The following is a 17839-nucleotide window of genomic DNA, read 5'->3' on the forward strand; positions in this document are numbered from 1 at the left end:
CGACGGTCGCTTCACGACCGTCGACCACGCGCCGCGATCGCGACCGAGCGACACACCCCGCGCGGGACACCGGGACGAGCGTCCTGGTACGCTGTTCTTCGACCCGCCCGCGTGGCGGGTCGCGTCGTGTCCGGCCCTCGAGCGGGCCGACGGGGGAGCGACGGGGCGTGACCACCCCCGCCCCACTCGGCCCGGTCCTCGGACCGGAACCCCGGTCCCGACGTGCTCGTTCGTCCCCCAGACGGAGGCCAGCCTCGTGCCGTACGTCGACACCCACTGCCACCTCGACCACCACTTCGACCTCTCGGCCGCCACCCAGGTGGCCCGGGCCGTTGACGCCGGGGTCACGACGCTGATCACGGTCGGGACCGACATGGCGTCCTCGGCGCAGGCGGTCGCCACCGCCCGGCGTCACGACGGCGTCTACGCCGCCGTGGGGGTGCACCCGAACGACGCCATGGAGGCCACCCCGCAGGTGCTCGAGGTCATCGCGCGGCTCGCTACCGAGCCCGAGGTCGTCGCCATCGGCGAGACCGGCTTGGACTACCACCACGACCACACCACGCCCGAGCAGCAGGATGCGGCCTTCCGAGCCCACATCGATCTCGCCAAGGAGCACGACAAGACCCTGGTGATCCACTGCCGCGACGCCTGGGACGACCTGCTCGCCGTGCTCGAGGACCAGGGAGCGCCCGGCCGGGTCGTCATGCACTGCTTCTCGGGGGACGTCGATGTCGTGGCCAGGTGCGCCGACCGGGGCTGGTTCCTGTCCTTCGCCGGGAACCTGACGTTCAAGAACGCCGGGGACCTGCGCGCTGCAGCCGCTGCGGCACCGGCCGAGCTGCTGCTCACCGAGACCGACTCGCCGTACCTGACCCCGCACCCCCACCGTGGCGGGTCCAACGACCCCTCCTACCTCCCGCTGACGTTGCGTGCGCTGGCCGCGACGCAGGGTCGCGACCCGGAGGACCTCGAGGAGCAGGTGCTCGCCAACGCGGTCCGGGCCTTCGCCCTCCCGGTGGACTGATACCCGAGAACCGCCTCTGACCTGCAGGTTCGCTGCCGTGGCCACGATCCGATCGCGCCGCACCGCGCCGGGATCCGGAGGGGCGAGCTCGGTGGACCCTGTCCGGAAGGCCCCGGCCGTTCGTCGCGTCCATCCGTACGGTCCGCCCTCATGTCTCCCTCCGCCAACCGTCCGCGCCTGCGGTCCCGCACCCGCGCAGCGGTCTCCCTGGTCGCTCTCGGGCTCGCCTCCGTGCCGCTCGTGGGTTGGTCGCACGCCGTCGAGGTCGCCGTCGACGGGGACGTGCTGCACACCCGGACCTACGCCACGACGGTCGGCGGGGTCCTCGACGAGCTCGGGCTCGGGCTCGGTCCTGCGGACCAGGTGATCCCCGCCCGTGACGTCCCGCTCGAGCAGGTCGACACCATCGACATCGACCGGGCCATCACCGTCGACGTGGCCATCGCCGGGGCCGTGGTGCGCCGCGTGACCGCACCCGTCGGGTCCGTCGCAGGCATCCTGACCGAGGCGGGCATCGACGTCCGCGACGACGGCGGGTACAGCACGCCGAGGTGGACCTCACCGATCGAGGACGGCGACACCATCGCCGTGCACCTGCCCCGTCCGGTGCAGCTGCAGGTGGACGGAACGGTCCGCGAGGTGCGGACGCTGGCGACCACCGTCGGGGCGCTGCTCATCGACGCGGGGATCGAACTCGGTCCCGACGACACCGTCGACTGGGACCTCGCCGCTCCGGTCATGCCCGGCAGCAACGTCACCGTCGAGCGCGTGGCCTTCGACGAGGTCGTCGAGGATGTTCGGCTCGAGCGCGACGAGGTCGAGCGGCAGAGCGGCGACCTCGAACGCGGGGAGCGGCGCGTCGAGACGGAGGGCAGCGACGGGCTGCGACGCGACACCTACCGCGTCGAACGCGTCGATGGCGACGAGGTGCACCGCGAGCTGATCGACTCCGAGGTGGTCCGCGAGCCCGTCGGCCGCGTGGTCCTCGTCGGCACCGCGGCGCCGCATCCGCATCCGCCACCAGCGCCGGCGCCGAAGCCCGCTCCGGCGCCACGCGCGAGGAGCGCCCCCGGTGACGACGTGTGGGACCGGTTGGCGCGCTGCGAGTCGGGCGGGAACTGGGCGACCCGTGGGACCTACCACGGTGGGCTGCAGTTCCACCCCGACACGTGGCGGGCCAACAAGCCGGCCGGCGCCCCGACGTACGCCTACGAGGCGACCCGCGAGCAGCAGATCGAGGCCGGCAGGTGGGTGCAGCGGTCGCAGGGCTGGGAAGCGTGGCCGCACTGCTCGCGTCAGATCGGCGTGCGCTGACGGTCCGGCCCGGGTGGGGGCGTAGCCTCGGCCCGCCCCCCACCTTCGAGGACCGCCCTGCTCACGCCGACCGAGGTCCAGCGGCTGCTACGCGAGCACGGCCTCGCTCCCCGCAAGGCTGCCGGGCAGAACTTCGTCGTCGACCCGAACACCGTGCGTCGCATCGTCGCCGCGGCTGAGCTCGGTCCCGGGGACACGGTGCTCGAGATCGGGCCCGGCCTCGGTTCGTTGACGCTCGGCCTCGCGGAGGCGACCCGCCACGTCGTGGCGATCGAGATCGATGCCGGGATGGTCGGTGCGCTCGCCGAGGTCCTCGCCGACGTACCGAACGTCGAGGTGGTGCACGCCGACGCGCTCCGCAGCGACCTCGGGGCCCTCACCGGAGGCGAGCAGGTCCGGCTGGTCGCGAACCTGCCCTACAACACCGCGACGCCGATCGTCATGCACGCGTTGGCCGACCCGGCCGTCGGCGACCAGTTCGTCATGGTGCAGCGCGAGGTGGGCGAGCGGTGGGTCGCTCGTCCCGGTGACCCGCTGCACGCCGGCGTGTCGGTCAAGCTGGCACTCCAGGCCGATGCGCGGGTGGTCCTCGCCATCCCGCGTGCGGTGTTCCACCCGGTCCCGAACGTCGACTCGGTCATGGTGCGGATCACCCGCCGGGCCGACGCCCCGACGGGCGACCGGCGGCGGATGCTGCTCGCCCTGACCGATGCGGCCTTCGCCCAGCGTCGCAAGACCCTGCGCAACACCCTCCGCGCCGTCGCGTCACCGGACGAGCTGGCGGCTGCGGCGGCCCAGGCGGGCGTCGACCTCGGTGCCCGGGCGGAGACCCTCGACGCGGCGGCGATCACGCGGCTCGGCGACGCGATCGTCGCGGGACGCGGCGCTGGTGGTGACGGTCCCGTCGGCGGGTGACGCGCACCGGAGGCCCCCGATGCGGAGGCCAGGCGCCGCCTCCGTAGCATTGCCCATCGGCTGAGCGGGACGGCCGAGCCGCGCTCGAGCTGCGGCGCGTGCCGTCCCCACGGAGCGGCCGGGGAGGTGATGCGGTTGAGCCGCGACGGGGACGAGCACCGTCCTGTCTCGCGCGTCCGCGTCCGCGTGCCGTCGAAGATCAACCTCTTCCTCACCGTCCGCGGTGTTCGGCCGGACGGCTACCACGAACTGGTGACGGTGCTGCAGACCGTGTCCCTCTACGACACCGTGACCGCGCACGTCGAGGGGCCCTCGGCGCAGCACCCCGCCGGGCGGCGCTCGATGCAGCTCGACTTCACCCAGGACGGCACGTCGGGCGTCCCCGACGACGAAGCGAACCTCGCCGTCCGGGCCGCTCGCGTCATCATGGCCGAGACCGGCTTCGGCAGCGCGACCAACGGCTGCGGCCCCACCACGCGGCTGCACCTCGACAAGCACATCCCGGTCGCCGCTGGGATGGCCGGCGGCTCGGCGGACGCGGCGGCTGCGCTCGTCGCGCTCGACGAGCTGTGGGGTGCTGGTCTCGGCCGCGCGCGGCTGCGGGAGCTGGCCGCTGAACTCGGCGCCGACGTGCCCTTCTGCGTGTCCGGTGGCACCGCCCTGGCGACGGGCACCGGGACGGCCACCGCCCAGGTCCTCACCCGTGGCAGCTACCACTGGGTCGTCGGGATCAGCGACACACCGCTGTCCACCCCCGACGTCTACCGCGCCTACGACGAGGTGGCGACGCCCTCGGAAGCCGAGCCAGACGCGGTGTTGCAGGCGCTGCGCAACGGCGACGCGGAAGCGCTCGGCGACGCGCTCCACAACGATCTGCAGGTCGCCGCCGAACACCTGCGCCCCGAGCTGACCGAACGGCGCCAAGCGATCCTCGACGCAGGTGCGCTCGGTGCGCTCGTCTCCGGCTCGGGGCCGACGGTGGTCGGTCTGGCCGAGAACGCGCAGGATGCCGTCCGGCTGCAACGCGCGGTGGCCGACGTGTTCGACCGGGTCGAGGTCGGGCTGTCGCCGGCCGGCGGGCCCGACGTCTGGCGCGACTAGCCTCGCGCCGCACCCGCGGGTCGCGACGCGCGGGTCCACCCTTGGGAGGTGGTGTAGCGGTAACACGCCGTCCTTTGGAGTCGGAATCCAGGGTTCGATCCCCTGCCTCCCAGCTGCACACACGCCCGACGGGACGAACGCCCCGAGGGGCACCGCCGAGGAGATCACCGTGGACCAGGACCCCAACCCGGAGCGCGGCGACGTCGCTGCGATCGTGCTCGCCGCCGGGAAGGGCACCCGGTTCCGCTCGGACGTGGCCAAGGTGCTGCACCGCACCGCCGGTCGGTCGCTGGTCGGCCACGTGCTCGAGGCGCTCCGCCCCCTCGGGCTCGGGCAGGTCATCGTGGTGGTCGGCCACCAACGGGAGGACGTCGAGGCGGAGGTCGCGGCGGTCGGCGTCCCCGGGTCGGTCACGGTGGTCCAGGGGGAGCAGCGCGGGACCGGGCACGCCGTCCAGGTCGCCCTCCCGGCCCTGCGCGAGGGCATCGACCGGGTCGTGATCGTGCCGGGTGACACCCCGTTGCTGACGGCCGCGACGCTCGGGTCGCTCCTCGACGCCGCCGAGGGTGGCGTCGCCGCGATGCTGACGGCGGTGCTCGATGACCCGACCGGGTACGGCCGGGTCCTCCGGGACGGCCACGGTGCCGTCGACCGCATCGTCGAGCACCGGGATGCCACCGAGGATGAGCGCTCGGTGGGCGAGATCAACGCCGGGATGTACCTCGTGGCACGCGGCCCGCTCGAGGACGCGCTCAGCCGGATCGACGACCGAAACGTCCAGGGCGAGCTGTACGTCACCGACGTCGTCCAGATCCTGACCGGCGACGGGCAGCGCGTGGCGGCCGTGGTCGCCGACGAGACGCACGTCGCCGGGGTCAACGACCGCTGGCAGCTCGCCGCCGCTGGCGCCGTCCTCCGCGACCGGCACCTCGCACACCTCGCCGCCGAGGTCGGCGTCACCATCGACGACCCCGCGTCCACGCACGTCGACGTGTCCGTGCGCGTCGACCGTGACGCACGGCTCCTGCCCGGCACGATCCTCGAGGGCAGCACGGTCGTCGGTGAGCGTGCCGTGGTCGGACCGAACAGCCACCTCACCGACACCGAGGTGGGTCCCGACGCGACGGTGCACTCGACCCGCGCCGACGGCGCCGCCATCGGTCGTGGCGCGAGCGTCGGGCCGTTCACCCACCTGCGAGCTGGCACGCGGCTCGGCGCGGACACGAAGGCGGGGGCGTTCGTCGAGACCAAGAACGCCGACGTCGCGGACGGCGCGAAGGTCCCCCACCTGGCCTACGTGGGCGACGCGACCGTCGGCGCTGGCGCCAACATCGCCTGCGGCGTCATCACCGTGAACTACGACGGTCGGACGAAATCCCACACCACCATCGGTGCCGGCGCCTTCGTCGGGTGCGACGTGTCGTTGATCGCTCCGGTGACCGTCGGGGCGGACGCCTACGTCGCTGCCGGGTCGGTGGTGACCGACGACGTCCCCGACGGTGCGCTCGCGATCGCCCGCAGCCGCCAGATCACCAAGGAGGGCTGGGTCGGGGAGCGCTGACAGCGCTACCGTCGCGCGCAGCTTCCCCGCTCGCTCCCTCACTCCACCCACCACCTGCCGAGGCTCCTGTGGAACTGGTCACCAAGAAGCGGATGATGCTCTTCTCCGGCACGAGCTACCCGGAGCTGGCACGCGAGGTCGCCGACCACCTCGGGATGCGCATCGGCGAGGTCAAGCTCGCCCAGTTCAGTAACGGCGAGCTGTACACCCGCTTCGCCGAGTCGGTCCGTGGCACGGACGCCTTCGTGCTGCAGTCGCATGTCTCGGTCCCGGGTGGGATGAGCATCAACGACTTCATCGTCGAACAGCTGGTGATGATCGACGCGCTCAAGCGGGCGTCGGCCAAGCGGGTCATCGCGGTGGTGCCGTACTACGGCTACTCGCGTTCCGACAAGAAGGCCCTGTCGCGCGAGGCGATCGCGGCCAAGCTGATGGCCGACATGTACGAGGCCGCAGGTGTCGACCGGATCATGTCGGTCGACCTGCACACCGGCCAGATCCAGGGCTTCTTCGACGACCCGTTCGACGCCCTCACGGCGCTGCCGCTGCTGGTCGAGTGGGTCAAGGAGAACACCTCACCCGAGGAGCGGGTCATCGTCTCCCCGGACGCGGGACGGGTGCGCCTGACCGAGAAGTTCGCCGGCCAGGTGGGTTCGACCATCGCGATCCTGCACAAGCGGCGCGACCCCGAACAGCAGAACGTCAGCGTCACCCTGGACGTCATCGGTGACGTCGAGGGCAAGACCGCGATCCTGGTCGACGACATGATCGACACCGCGGGCACCATCTGCGGCGCTGCCAAGCTGCTGAAGGAACGGGGGGCGGCCAAGGTCATCGCACTCGCGACCCACCCACTGTTCTCCGGCCCCGCTGCCGAGCGGCTCACCGAGTCCGACATCGAACGGGTGGTGGTCACCAACACCCTGCCGATCCCCGAGGAGCGTCGCCCCGCGGGGGACAAGCTCGTGGTCCTGTCGATCGCGCCGATCATCGCCTCGGCCCTCCGAGCGGTGTTCGAGGACGAATCCGTCAGCGAGATCTTCCGCGGCGAGAACGTCTGACGAGCGGCCACCGGTTGCCGGGGTCACCGGCGTCCGGGTAGCCTCACGGGTCCACGGCCCGCGTCAACCGCGGGTCGTCGCACGTCCGGCGTCCGTGGCACCGCCCGGCCGGACACCCCGCGTGAAGCACCTCGCCGCCCGACCCCCGGGACCTTCGGGGTGAGAGTGACCGACCCACGCCGGGGACCGACCCACCCCAGGAACTCCCGTGTCCAAGCAGGTCAGCCTCTCCGCCGAACCGCGCACCGAGCTCGGCAAGGGCCCCACCGGTCGCCTCCGCCGCACCGGTCGCGTCCCCGCCATCGTCTACGGCTACGAGGTCGAGCCGACCGCGCTCCACGTCGACGCGCTCGAGCTCTACCACGCCCTCCACACCGAGGCCGGCCGCAACGTCATGATCCGGCTCGAGCTCGCCGGTGACACCACGCTGGTGTTCGCCCGCGACCTCCAGATCCACCCGGTCCGCCAGGAGGTCGTCCACGTCGACTTCCTCGCCGTCGACCGCAACGCGCAGATCTCGGTCGAGATCCCGGTCCACCTCGAGAACGAGGACGAGACCGTCGACGACGACGGCATCCTGAACCAGGTGCTCCACACCGTCCCGATCGCCGTCAAGCCGCTCGACGTACCGAACTACCTCGGGCTCGACGTCACCGGCATGGCGATCGGCGACGTCAAGCGCGTGTCCGACCTGACCCTGCCCGACGGCGCCGAGTTCGAGATCGACCCCGAACGCACCGTTGTCACCATCAACGCGCCGATGTCCGAGGAAGCGCTCGAGGCGCTCGAGGCGGATGCCGGCGTCGAAGCCGACGAGCCCGAGCTGGTGGACGCCGAGGACGCGGACGCGACCGAGGGTGAGTCCGAGGCTGACGGCGACGCGCCGGCCGACGGCGACAACGACGAGAGCTGAGCCCCGTGTTCCGCCGAGGTCGCCGCCGCGCGGCCTCGGCGTCGCGCCGAGCCGCGGAGGACGCCGTGACCGCCGACCGCTGGTTGGTCGTCGGTCTCGGCAACCCCGGCGGCGAGTACGCCGGGACCCGCCACAACGTCGGCGCGGACGTCGTCCGCGCGATCGCTCGTCGTGAGCACACCGAGCTCGGGCGCAACAAGCGGGTCCGCTGCGAGATCGCCGAGGTGCGCGGGCTCGGTTCGACCGGCGTCCCGGTCGTGCTCGGCGTCCCGATGACCTACATGAACCTCTCGGGTGACCCGGTTCAGTCGGCGGCGGCCTGGTTCAAGGTCCCGCCCGACCGGACCATCGTCATCCACGACGATCTCGACGTCCCCGTCGGGGGGCTCAAGCTCAAGCGCGGCGGTGGGCACGCGGGCCACAACGGTCTCAAGGACGTCGATCGGGCCCTCGGGACCCGCGAGTACGTGCGGGTCCGGATCGGCGTCGGTCGTCCACCTGGCAGGATGCCGGGCAAGGACCACGTGCTCCGCCGGCCCTCCCCAGCCGACCGGGAACAGCTCGACGTGGTCATCGAGGAGGCCGCCGACGCCGTGGCGCTCACCATCGCCGATGGCCTCGAGTCCGCCCAGAACCGTTACCACGCCCGCTGACGCGGGCAGGAGGCGCACCGTGAGGGAACGCATCCGTCAGCTCGGCGCCGCGTGGCGTCAGCTGCGCGAGCTCGACCCGAACGCGATCTGGTTCACCCTGCTCGGGGCGGTGGTCGGTGCGCTCGTCGGCGCCGGGCTCGGCCTGCTGATCCACCCGATCGCCGCGATCGTCTTCGGGTTGCTCTTCGCGTTCACGGGCGGGCTGCTGGTCTTCAGCCGCCGGGTCCAGAAGGCGCAGTTCGCCGCGATCGAGGGCCAGCCGGGCGCGGCCGCGGCCGTGCTCAACGTCATGCGCGGTCAGTGGTTCGTCACGCCCGCGGTCGCCTTCTCGACCAAGCAGGACCTCGTGCACCGGGTCGTCGGCCGTCCCGGCGTCATCCTGGTCGGCGAGGGCTCGCCGCAGCGGACCAAGGCGCTGCTCGCCAAGGAGCGCAAGCGTCTGTCGCGGGTCGCGGGCGACGCGCCGCTGCACACCGTGCTCGTCGGGGACGCCGAGGGTCAGGTCCCGATCAACAAGCTCCAGGTCCACCTCACCAAGCTCCCGCGCGAGCTCGGCAAGAACGACGTCCCCAAGCTCGAACGGCGGCTCAAGCCCATGGACCGGGGTATGCCGATCCCGAAGGGCATCGACCCCAACCAGGCCAACCGTCCGCGTCCGAAGCCGCGCTGACCACGTGGCCGACGTCCGTCCTCCGAGCTCCGTCGACGACGTGCTCGACCGCGGCCGCGCGGTCGGGCCGCTCGCGGCGGTGCTGCGCCGTGGGCGGGCGGACTGGAGCGAGCTGCTCGCCGAGCACGACCTCGTCGCGCCACCGTCGCTGCGGCCCTACCTGCTCAGCCTGCTCGTCGACCGGGTCGCACCCCTGCTCGTGCTGGTGCCGCGCTCGTCAGATGCCGACGCGATCGCCGATGGCCTGGCCGCCTACCTCGGTGAGCAGCGCGTGGGCGTCTTCCCCGCCTGGGAGACGCTCCCGCACGAACGGCTCTCACCGCAGCCCGCGACGGTGGGCCGGCGGCTCGCGGTCCTCGACCGCCTGCTGCACCCGGACGCCCACGAGCACCCGCTGCTCGCCGTCGTCGCGCCCGTGCGGGCGGCACTGCAACCGATGGACCCGGGCCTCGGCTCGCGTCGACCGCTGGTGCTCGACGCCAGCTGGCAGGGGTTCGACGAGCTGATCGAGGGGCTCGCCTCGCTCGGCTACAGCCGCGCCCCGCAGGTCGAGGTGCGGGGGGAGTTCGCGGTCCGGGGTGGGATCGTCGACGTCTTCCCGACCGCGGCGGACCACGCGGTCCGCGTCGAGTTCTGGGGCGACGACGTCGGATCTCTGCGTTCCTTCTCGGTCGGCGACCAACGCTCGACGGGCTCGGTCGAGCGGGTCATCTGCGACCCGGCCCGCGAGGTGGTCATCGACGCTGGGCTCCAGGAGGACGCCCGTCAGGCGATGCGCCGCTGGCCCCAGCTGACCGAGCAGCTGGACGCGCTGGCGGAGGGCAGGACCTTCGAGGGCATCGAGTCGCTGGTGACCCTCCTGCGGCCCACCACGCGGCTGCTGCCGGAGTTCCTGCCCGCCGGAGCGGGTGTGGCACTCGTCGACCCGCTCCTGCTCGAGGAGCGGGCGGGCAAGCTCCGCGAGGAGGCCGAGGTCCTGCTCGAGACCGCCTGGCACAGCCTGGCGGGCGACGACCTCGGGACGGATCAGGGACGCCACCGGTCGGGGTTCGCCGCACCGGGCGAGCTACTGGACCTCGCACCCGACGACGTGTGGCGGTTGGCTCCGTTCGGTGCGGCCGATGCGGTCCGTGCGGACGCCAGCCCGTGGGAGTCGTTCCGGGGCGACGTGGACACGTTGGCCGAGCGGGTCCGCGGCATGCTCCGCGACGGCCTGCGCGTGGTGGTCAGCGCCGACGGGCACGGCCCCGCCAAGCGGCTCGCCGACGTGTTCAACGAGCACGGGCTGCCGACGGCCTTCGCCGAGACCGCCGACCCGGATGGCGTCGGCGCGCGCGTCGAGGTGGTGCCATCGCCGCTGCGGCAGGGCTTCCGGTCCGAGGAGCTCGACCTCGCCGTCCTCGGGACCTGGGACGTGTTCGGTCCTCGGAGGCGACGGTCGAACAAGCGCGTCGGCAACCGGACGACGGCCGCGGACGCGGTGCTGCAGCTCGAGGTCGGGGACCCGGTCGTGCACCGCACCCACGGGGTGGGGACCTACCGCGGGATGATCACACGCGAGTTCTCCGGTTGGGTCGGCCCCGGGGGACCGAACGGCGGGAAGGGCCGGACCGCACACCGCGACTACGTGGTCCTCGAGTACGCCGGCGAGGACACCCTGTACGTGCCGTCCGACCAGGTCGACGCGATCAGCCGGTACCAGGGCGGCGAGAAGCCCAGCGTCATGAGCCTCGGCGGTTCGCAGTGGGAGAAGGCCAAGTCCCGCGTCCGCAAGGCCGTGCGCGACATCGCGGCCGAACTGATCCGCCTCTACGCCGCGCGGATGCACTCGCCGGGGCACCCGTTCGCACCCGACGGGACCATGCAGACCGAGCTCGAGGACGCGTTCGCCCACGTCGAGACCCAGGACCAGCTGACGGTCGCCGACGAGATCAAACGGGACATGGAAGCGCCGTTGCCGATGGACCGGCTGCTGGCCGGGGACGTCGGGTTCGGGAAGACCGAGGTGGCGGTCCGCGCCGCGGCCAAGGCGGTCTTCGATGGCAAGCAGGTGGCGGTCCTCGTGCCGACCACGATCCTCGCGCAGCAGCACTCGGAGACCTTCCGCGAGCGCTTCGCCGGCTTCCCCGTCGATGTCGCGGTGGTCAGCCGCTTCGTGCCGGACAAGGACAAGCGAGCCGTCATGGACGGGCTCGCGGCCGGCACCGTCGACATCGTCATCGGCACCCACGGCCTGCTCGGCAAGGACGTGACCTGGAAGGACCTCGGGCTGGTCATCGTCGACGAGGAGCAGCGTTTCGGCGTCCAGCAGAAGGAGCGGCTCAAGCAGCTGCGGACCTCCGTCGACGTGCTGTCGATGTCGGCCACACCGATCCCGAGGACGCTCGAGATGGCGGTCTCGGGGATCCGCGACCTGTCGGTGATCGAGACCGCACCCGAGGACCGCCAGCCGGTGCTCACCGTGGTGCAGGAGTACGACGAGGCCCAGATCTCGCTGGCGATCCGGCGCGAGCTCCTCCGCGACGGCCAGGTCTTCTACCTGCACAACAGGGTCGAGACCATCCACGCCGCGGCGGCCAAGCTCCAGGAGCTGGTGCCCGACGTGCGGGTCGAGGTCGCCCACGGGCAGATGGACGAGAAGCAGCTCGAGCGGGTGATGGTCCGGTTCTGGGAGCGCGAGTTCGACGTGCTGGTGGCGACCACCATCATCGAGGCCGGGCTCGACATCCCGAACGCGAACACCCTGATCATCGAAAGCGCCGACGTCCTCGGGTTGTCCCAGCTGCACCAGCTGCGCGGCCGGGTCGGACGGTCCTCGGAACGGGGGTACGCCTACTTCCTGTACCCCGAGGGCACGTCGATCACCGAGCCCGCCTACGAGCGGCTCAAGACCATCGCCGAGCACACCCGGCTCGGCAGCGGGTTGGCGATCGCGATGCGCGACCTCGAGATCCGCGGTGCAGGCAACGTCATCGGCGCCGAGCAGTCCGGCCAGGTCGCCGCGGTCGGGTTCGACATGTACTCGCAGCTACTCAAGGAGGAGGTCGCCGACCTCACCGGCGAGCCGATCGAGGTCGAGGTCGACATCAAGCTCGAGCTCCCCGTCGACGCCCACCTCCCGCACGACTACGTCGAGGACGCGACGCAGCGGCTCGAGCTCTACAAGCGCATCTCGGCCGTCCGCGACGCTGCCGGGGTCAAGGACGTCCGCGCCGAGCTCGTCGACCGCTTCGGTGCACCCCCCGAGCCCGCCGAGCGGCTGCTGACGCTGACGGCGCTGAAGGCGGCGCTGCGCCGGTGGAACGTCACCGAGGTGGTGGTCACCCCCGGCGCGGTGCGCCCGCCCGAGCTGCGGATCGCGCCCGTGTCGCTGTCGTCCGCGCAGGAGGTGCGGCTCGATCGTCTGCACCCCCGCCACCGCTACAACGCCGAACGTGGCACGCTGCTGATCCCGGTCCCACGCCCGAAGCCCGACGACCTCGTCGCGTGGGTCGCCGGGACCCTCCGCGACATCTTCGCCGCGCCGAAGAAGCGCTGACACCGCCCTGCCTACCGGTAGGTCCCGAGGGGCGTCCGTGCCCCTCCCCGCCTACCGGTAGGGCGGCGCGCGTCCTCCCGGTGCCGTTCGCTCAGGTGCCGTCGGCCGTGGCGTGCCCGGGCTCGTCCTCGTCGAGCTCGTGACCGCGGGTCTCAGGCAGCAGCACGAACCCGACCGAGACGAGCGCGACGACGATGCCGATGATGCGCGAGGCGCTGGCGAACGACCCGGTGGCGTCGGCCAGGACCCCGAAGGTCATGAGGCCGATGACGGCGCCGAGGACCCCGGCGACCGTCACCCAGCCGGCGACGGTCGCGCGCACCCGCGTCGGGACCAGCTCGGCGGCGAGCGCTCCGGTCGGTGGTGCGAACCCGGTCGATGTCGCGATGGCGGCGAGGTAGCCGATCGCGAGGGCGCGGGTGCTCCCGGAGTAGGCGTAGGCGATGCCCACACCGGTCAGCAGCATCATCAGCCCCGCGGTGACCCGCCGACCGATGCGGTCCGCGCCGGCGCGGCCGATGAGCAACCCGATCACGCCGGCGGGCCCCGCGCCGAGCACCAACAGCGAACTGAAGCCGGTGGACGCGCCGAGGATGTCCTCGCCGTAGACGAACAGGTAGGTGAAGCCCGGGCCGGTGGCGAGCGCCGTCGACCCGGCCAGGGCCGACAGGATCAGCACGCGGACCCGCAGGCCCGCCGGGATCGCACCGGGGATCCCCTGGCTGTGTTCGGCGTCGCGTGCGATCCTCGGCTCGCGGATGCGCCGCGCGAGCAGCGGGAGGGCCAGCAGCGGCAGCAGCGTGAACGCGGTCACCACCCGGAACGACGGCTCGCCCGGCAGGGCGGTGCGCGACAGCGACACGATGCCCGCGCCGAGCCCGTAGGCCGCGGTGACGAGGGCGATCGCGGCGGAGCGGTCGCGGGCGCTCGACTCCTCGGCGGCCACCACGCCCGCCAGCCCGTTGACCGCGCTCAGCATCGGGCGGGCCAGCGCGACGAGCCCGATGTAGAACCAGAAGCTCGGTGCGAGGGCCGCCAGCGTCGTGAGCGTGAGGCCGATGGCGGCGAGGGTCAGCAGGACCTGGCGGCGGCCGTAGCGATCGGCGAGCGCCGCGGCGGGTAGCGATCCGAGCGACGCGAGCCGGATGAGCGCCAGCGCGACGCCGATCGTCGTCGTCGGCAGCCCGATCTGGGCCGTCAGGTCGTCGCCACCGCTGGTCGTTCCGAACGCGGACGCGACGTCACCGATCACGGCCGTGACCGAGAACTGGGCGATCCCCGACGCGATCGACAGGCCAGCCACGGTGAGGACCGGCGCGGTCAGCCACGCTGGTCGCCCGCGTCCTGGCTGCGTGGCGTCGGGCACGGGGGACTCGGCGAGGATCCGGGCCGGCGAAGCCGGCGTGCGGTCGGTAGCGGCGGCGGGCGGACGGTACCGGCCGAGACCTCTCGGACCGCCTCGTCGAACGCCCGCCCGCCGCCGCGTACCGTCGCGGCTCCGTGGCGGTCCCCCCGCCGACGGAGGACGTCCGAGCCCCGCATCTCCCGGAGGACCACCGTGCGCGTCGTGTCGTGGAACCTGAACTCGCTGAAGGCTCGCCTCCCGCGCGTGCTCGAGCTGCTCGAGGTCCACGCGCCGGACGTGCTGCTCGTGCAGGAGTCGAAGTGCACCTCCGACGGGTGGCCCCACGAGGCGCTGGCCATCGCGGGCTACCGCGCGGTCCATCACTCCGAGGGGCGGTGGAACGGGGTCGCGATCCTCGTGCCCGAGACGCAAGACGTCACCGACGTGCAGCTCGGGCTGCCGGGTGAACCGAACCCCGAGGAGGCGAGGTGGATCGAGGGCACGGTCCGCGGGGTGCGCTTCATCAGCACCTACGTGGTCAACGGTCGCGAGGTCGGCCACGAGATGTTCCAGCAGAAGCTCGATTTCCTCGACGCGGCCCACCTCCGACTCGAGGACCTGGTCGCCACAGGCCCGGTCGTGGCCGTTGGCGACTGGAACGTCGCGCCGGCCGACACGGACGTGTGGGATCCGGCGCTGTTCGTCGGCTCGACCCACGTCACACCGGACGAGCGGTCCCGGTTCGAGGCGCTGCTCGAGCTCGGCATGCAGGACGCGTGGCGGACCGTCCACGGCGACGAGGTCGGGTTCACCTACTGGGACTACCGGATGGGTGCGTTCCGCCGGAACATGGGCATGCGGATCGACGCGGCCCTCGTCAGCCGCGATCTGACGATCCGCTCGGTGGCGGTCGACACCGTGTTCCGTCGCAACAACGCCGCGGGGGACAAGCCCTCCGACCACGCCCCGCTCGTCCTCGAACTGGACCTCGACTAAACCTCCCGGGACCACTCGTGCGTCTCTCCGGCGACGGCAGCGACGACGACGAAGACGGTGGCGGAGGTTCGGTTGGGGGGCGATGCGGTCGTTCGCGGTGACCAGGGCGCGGCCGGAACCGAGCCCGGCTCGTTCGACGGCTTCTACCGCGCACACGTCACCTCGACGCTGGCGGTCGTGATCGCGCTCCGGGGTCACCGTGTGGGGGCCGAGGACGTCGTCCAGGAGGCGTTCCTGCGAGCACACCACCGATGGCAACAGGTGGCGGACATGGACCGTCCCGATCTGTGGGTGCAGCGCGTCGCGCTGAACCTGGCCACATCGCAGCTGCGTCGGCTCGGTGCGGAGACGCGAGCGCTCGTGCGCCTCCGGGGTCGACCCGCACCGCCAGTGACCGAGGCGTTCGGCCGCGAGCAAGGGTTCTGGGACGCCGTGCGGCGCCTGCCGCCGAAGCAGGCGCGTGTCGTGGCGCTCCGGTACGCCGCCGATCTGCCGGTTGTCGAGATCGCCGAGGTGGTGGGTGTCGCCGAGGGCACCGTCAAGGCCCAGCTCCACACGGCGCGCGCGCGGCTGGCCGTGCTGCTGCACGACGAGGAGGTCGGACGATGACCGACATCGATGCCCGCGCCAAGCGAGCCGGCGAGGCAGCTCGCACCGAGGCCGCAGCGCGTGTTCGAGACATCGAGGTGCCGGGGGCCCGGTCTCCGTCGAGGCGCCACGTCCGGCCCCTCGCCGGTGTCGCGAGTGGACTCCTCGCGCTCCTGCTCGTCGTGGTCGTGATCGGGCAGGTGACCTCGCCGGACGGACCGGTCATCGATGCGGCCGTTCCGGATCTCAGCGAGCTCGTCCTCGACCCGGTCGCCCTCGATGGTTCGCTGCCGGTCCCGCCGGTCGGTGATGCGATCCCCGCCTACCTCGCTGACGGCACGCCGGTGTTCGTCAGTCAGCCCGAGCCGGGCGAGGTGTTCGTGCTGGTCGCCTTCGACGGACACGGAGCGTTCGGGATCCGCGAGATGGTGCACTGGTGCCCGCCGATGGGTTGGTTCGAGGAGGCACGTCACAGCACCCGGTTCAACGCGTACGGCGACTACACCGGTGGACCAGCGCCGTACGCCCTGGTCGACGTCCCGTCCGAGCTCGCCGCCGATGAGGACACGGTGCGCGTCACGGGGCCGCCTGCTGCGCCGCGCGACCGGGCCGACGTTCGCGCCGAGGTGTCGCAGCGCGGACCGAACTGCCTCGAGGCGGAGGGTGCCTTGACGGACCTCGCGGTCGGACACGCACGGCCCGACCAGGTCCCGGCGCTCGACGGGTCGGCCCTGCCTCAGGGTCGCTGGGTGTGGGCGCAGGTCCGACTCGGGGGGCCCGAGGGGGACCCGCGCGTCTGCGAGCTCGATGGTCGCTGCCCCGCCTCCGCGCCGAGGTTCGCCTCGGCCGACCGTCAGGTCGTCTCCGTCGATCCGGCCGAGCTCGTGACGGTGCTGGTCCGCGGCGACGGGGCCACGGCCACGCTGGCGGTCGGGCCTGACCCGACCTGGTCGCACGTGCCGTCCGCAGGACCGGCGACGAGGAGGTCGTTGCCGATCCCGAGACCGGGGCACGTCGGGCTGGAGCAGCTCGAGGACGGCACGCCGGTGGTGGTCACGCACGATGCCGACGGACAGCTACACGTGCTGGACGCGACGGTCCCCGGTCAGCCGGCTCTCGTTGGTCGATGCCGGGAGGGTGGACACATCGCCGACGTGTCGGGAGCGACCTGGACGTTCAGCGGCGCTGCTGTCGGTGGGCCGGAGGAGAGCGACCTGCTGGCGTACCCGTTCGAGGTCCTGGAGGACGGCGAAGCGCAGGCGCTCCGGGTCACCGGACCGGTCGGCGCTGCCTCGGCGCGAGCTGAAGGGGAGACAGGCGACGTCCCCGACCGGTGCACCGATGGTCTCGAGGGTCACCGACCCCCGGCCGCTCGAGAGGTGCCGGACCGTCTCTCCGCGGCGACCGATCGCGGAGACGCATCATCCTGGGTCTGGGTCTGGACGCGGTTGGCCGAGGTCGACGACCAGCTCGTGGTGTGCGTCTACCTCGGACCCGACGGTTGCGGGGAGCCCGTCCCGACCGACGAGACGACAGCGGACTGCTACGGCGATCTGCCGACCGGTGGCCACTGTGCCGACCGCGATCCCGTCGTTGTGACGCCAGGTCTGTCCGCGTCCGAGGAGCCGGGTTCGCTGCTCGTCCGGTTGTCCGAGGACGGCAGCACCGCGGAGGTCCGGCTTCCGTCCACCACCGACTGACCCGCGCTGGGCGGGACTAGCCTCGGCACGGCGTACCGACGAGGGGACCACCGTGGCCAGCGACTGTCTGTTCTGTCGGATCGTGGCGGGGGACGAGGACGCCGAGGTGCTCGGCCGTGACGACGGTGTCGTGGCCATCCGTGACATCTTCCCCCGGGCGCCGTTCCACGCGCTGGTGATCACCGAGACCCACCTCGGGTCGGCGCACGAGCTGACCGACGACCACGCCGACGTGCTGAACGCCGCGTTCCGTCTGGCTCGGAAGGTCGCCGCGGAGGGTGATACCGCCGACGGGTACCGCATCGCGACCAACGTGGGGACCCTCGGCGGCCAGGCGATCCCGCACCTGCACCTGCACGTGCTCGGCGGCCGCCAGCTCGGCCACATCGACACCGGTGAGCCGCCCACCGAGAGCTGAGCGCACCCGGGAACCCGCACACGCACGGCGACGTCCCAC

15 protein-coding genes and 1 tRNA gene are annotated in these 17839 nt (G+C 72.4%); 15 read left to right on the plus strand and 1 reads right to left on the minus strand.

What is annotated here, in order from left to right:
• Positions 1-256 precede the first annotated feature (256 nt).
• The 11 genes from WEB03_RS14925 to mfd all read left to right on the plus strand — a co-directional run bounded on the left by WEB03_RS14925 (position 257) and on the right by mfd (position 12753).
• A complete protein-coding gene (locus tag WEB03_RS14925) occupies positions 257-1027 on the plus strand; it encodes a TatD family hydrolase (protein ID WP_368071712.1) in 771 nt (256 codons plus the stop codon).
• Between the two features lie 150 nt (positions 1028-1177).
• On the plus strand, positions 1178-2341 hold the full coding sequence (locus WEB03_RS14930; protein WP_368071713.1) for a ubiquitin-like domain-containing protein: 1164 nt from the start codon (positions 1178-1180) through the stop codon (positions 2339-2341).
• 84 nt (positions 2342-2425) lie between these two features.
• Positions 2426-3256 (plus strand): 16S rRNA (adenine(1518)-N(6)/adenine(1519)-N(6))-dimethyltransferase RsmA, encoded by an 831-nt coding sequence (gene rsmA / locus WEB03_RS14935; RefSeq protein WP_368071760.1) that lies wholly within the window; start codon positions 2426-2428, stop codon positions 3254-3256.
• A gap of 135 nt (positions 3257-3391) precedes the next feature.
• Positions 3392-4357 carry a 4-(cytidine 5'-diphospho)-2-C-methyl-D-erythritol kinase gene (locus WEB03_RS14940; protein ID WP_368071714.1) on the plus strand — a complete coding sequence of 322 codons (966 nt, stop codon included), beginning with the start codon at positions 3392-3394 and terminating at the stop codon, positions 4355-4357.
• A gap of 42 nt (positions 4358-4399) precedes the next feature.
• Positions 4400-4470 (plus strand) — tRNA-Gln (locus WEB03_RS14945).
• Between the two features lie 56 nt (positions 4471-4526).
• The gene (gene glmU / locus WEB03_RS14950) at positions 4527-5918 is read left to right on the plus strand and encodes a bifunctional UDP-N-acetylglucosamine diphosphorylase/glucosamine-1-phosphate N-acetyltransferase GlmU (protein WP_368071715.1); all 1392 of its coding nucleotides are present in this window, start codon (positions 4527-4529) and stop codon (positions 5916-5918) included.
• A gap of 92 nt (positions 5919-6010) precedes the next feature.
• Positions 6011-6979 (plus strand): ribose-phosphate diphosphokinase, encoded by a 969-nt coding sequence (locus WEB03_RS14955; protein WP_368071761.1) that lies wholly within the window; start codon positions 6011-6013, stop codon positions 6977-6979.
• 208 nt (positions 6980-7187) lie between these two features.
• Positions 7188-7892 (plus strand): 50S ribosomal protein L25, encoded by a 705-nt coding sequence (locus WEB03_RS14960; RefSeq protein WP_368071716.1) that lies wholly within the window; start codon positions 7188-7190, stop codon positions 7890-7892.
• Positions 7893-7957: 65 nt separating this feature from the next.
• On the plus strand, positions 7958-8545 hold the full coding sequence (pth, locus tag WEB03_RS14965) for an aminoacyl-tRNA hydrolase (protein WP_368071717.1): 588 nt from the start codon (positions 7958-7960) through the stop codon (positions 8543-8545).
• Positions 8546-8564: 19 nt separating this feature from the next.
• Positions 8565-9215: a DUF4191 domain-containing protein gene (locus WEB03_RS14970; protein ID WP_368071718.1), complete on the plus strand. Its 651-nt coding sequence runs from the start codon at positions 8565-8567 to the stop codon at positions 9213-9215.
• A 4-nt stretch (positions 9216-9219) separates the two neighbouring features.
• Positions 9220-12753: a transcription-repair coupling factor gene (gene mfd / locus WEB03_RS14975; RefSeq protein ID WP_368071719.1), complete on the plus strand. Its 3534-nt coding sequence runs from the start codon at positions 9220-9222 to the stop codon at positions 12751-12753.
• 91 nt (positions 12754-12844) lie between these two features.
• Here the strand turns inward: mfd and WEB03_RS14980 are convergent, their stop codons facing one another.
• Positions 12845-14119 (minus strand): MFS transporter, encoded by a 1275-nt coding sequence (locus tag WEB03_RS14980; protein WP_368071720.1) that lies wholly within the window; start codon positions 14117-14119, stop codon positions 12845-12847.
• A 192-nt stretch (positions 14120-14311) separates the two neighbouring features.
• Here WEB03_RS14980 and WEB03_RS14985 point away from each other — a divergent pair, with 192 nt between their 5' ends.
• From WEB03_RS14985 to WEB03_RS15000, 4 genes are all read left to right on the plus strand, one after another.
• Entirely contained in the window at positions 14312-15094 is a 783-nt protein-coding gene (locus tag WEB03_RS14985; protein ID WP_368071721.1) for an exodeoxyribonuclease III, read from the plus strand.
• A 72-nt stretch (positions 15095-15166) separates the two neighbouring features.
• Positions 15167-15703, plus strand: a complete 537-nt coding sequence (locus tag WEB03_RS14990; RefSeq protein WP_368071722.1) for a sigma-70 family RNA polymerase sigma factor — start codon at positions 15167-15169, stop codon at positions 15701-15703.
• The gene (locus WEB03_RS14995; RefSeq protein WP_368071723.1) at positions 15700-17382 is read left to right on the plus strand and encodes a hypothetical protein; all 1683 of its coding nucleotides are present in this window, start codon (positions 15700-15702) and stop codon (positions 17380-17382) included. The genes WEB03_RS14990 and WEB03_RS14995 overlap by 4 nt, the downstream gene beginning before the upstream one ends.
• A gap of 52 nt (positions 17383-17434) precedes the next feature.
• The gene (locus WEB03_RS15000; protein ID WP_368071724.1) at positions 17435-17800 is read left to right on the plus strand and encodes an HIT domain-containing protein; all 366 of its coding nucleotides are present in this window, start codon (positions 17435-17437) and stop codon (positions 17798-17800) included.
• The last annotated feature ends 39 nt before the right edge of the window (positions 17801-17839 follow it).

Origin of the sequence: Nitriliruptor sp., from assembly GCF_040882075.1 — a bacterium.
GTDB lineage: Bacteria > Actinomycetota > Nitriliruptoria > Nitriliruptorales > Nitriliruptoraceae > Nitriliruptor.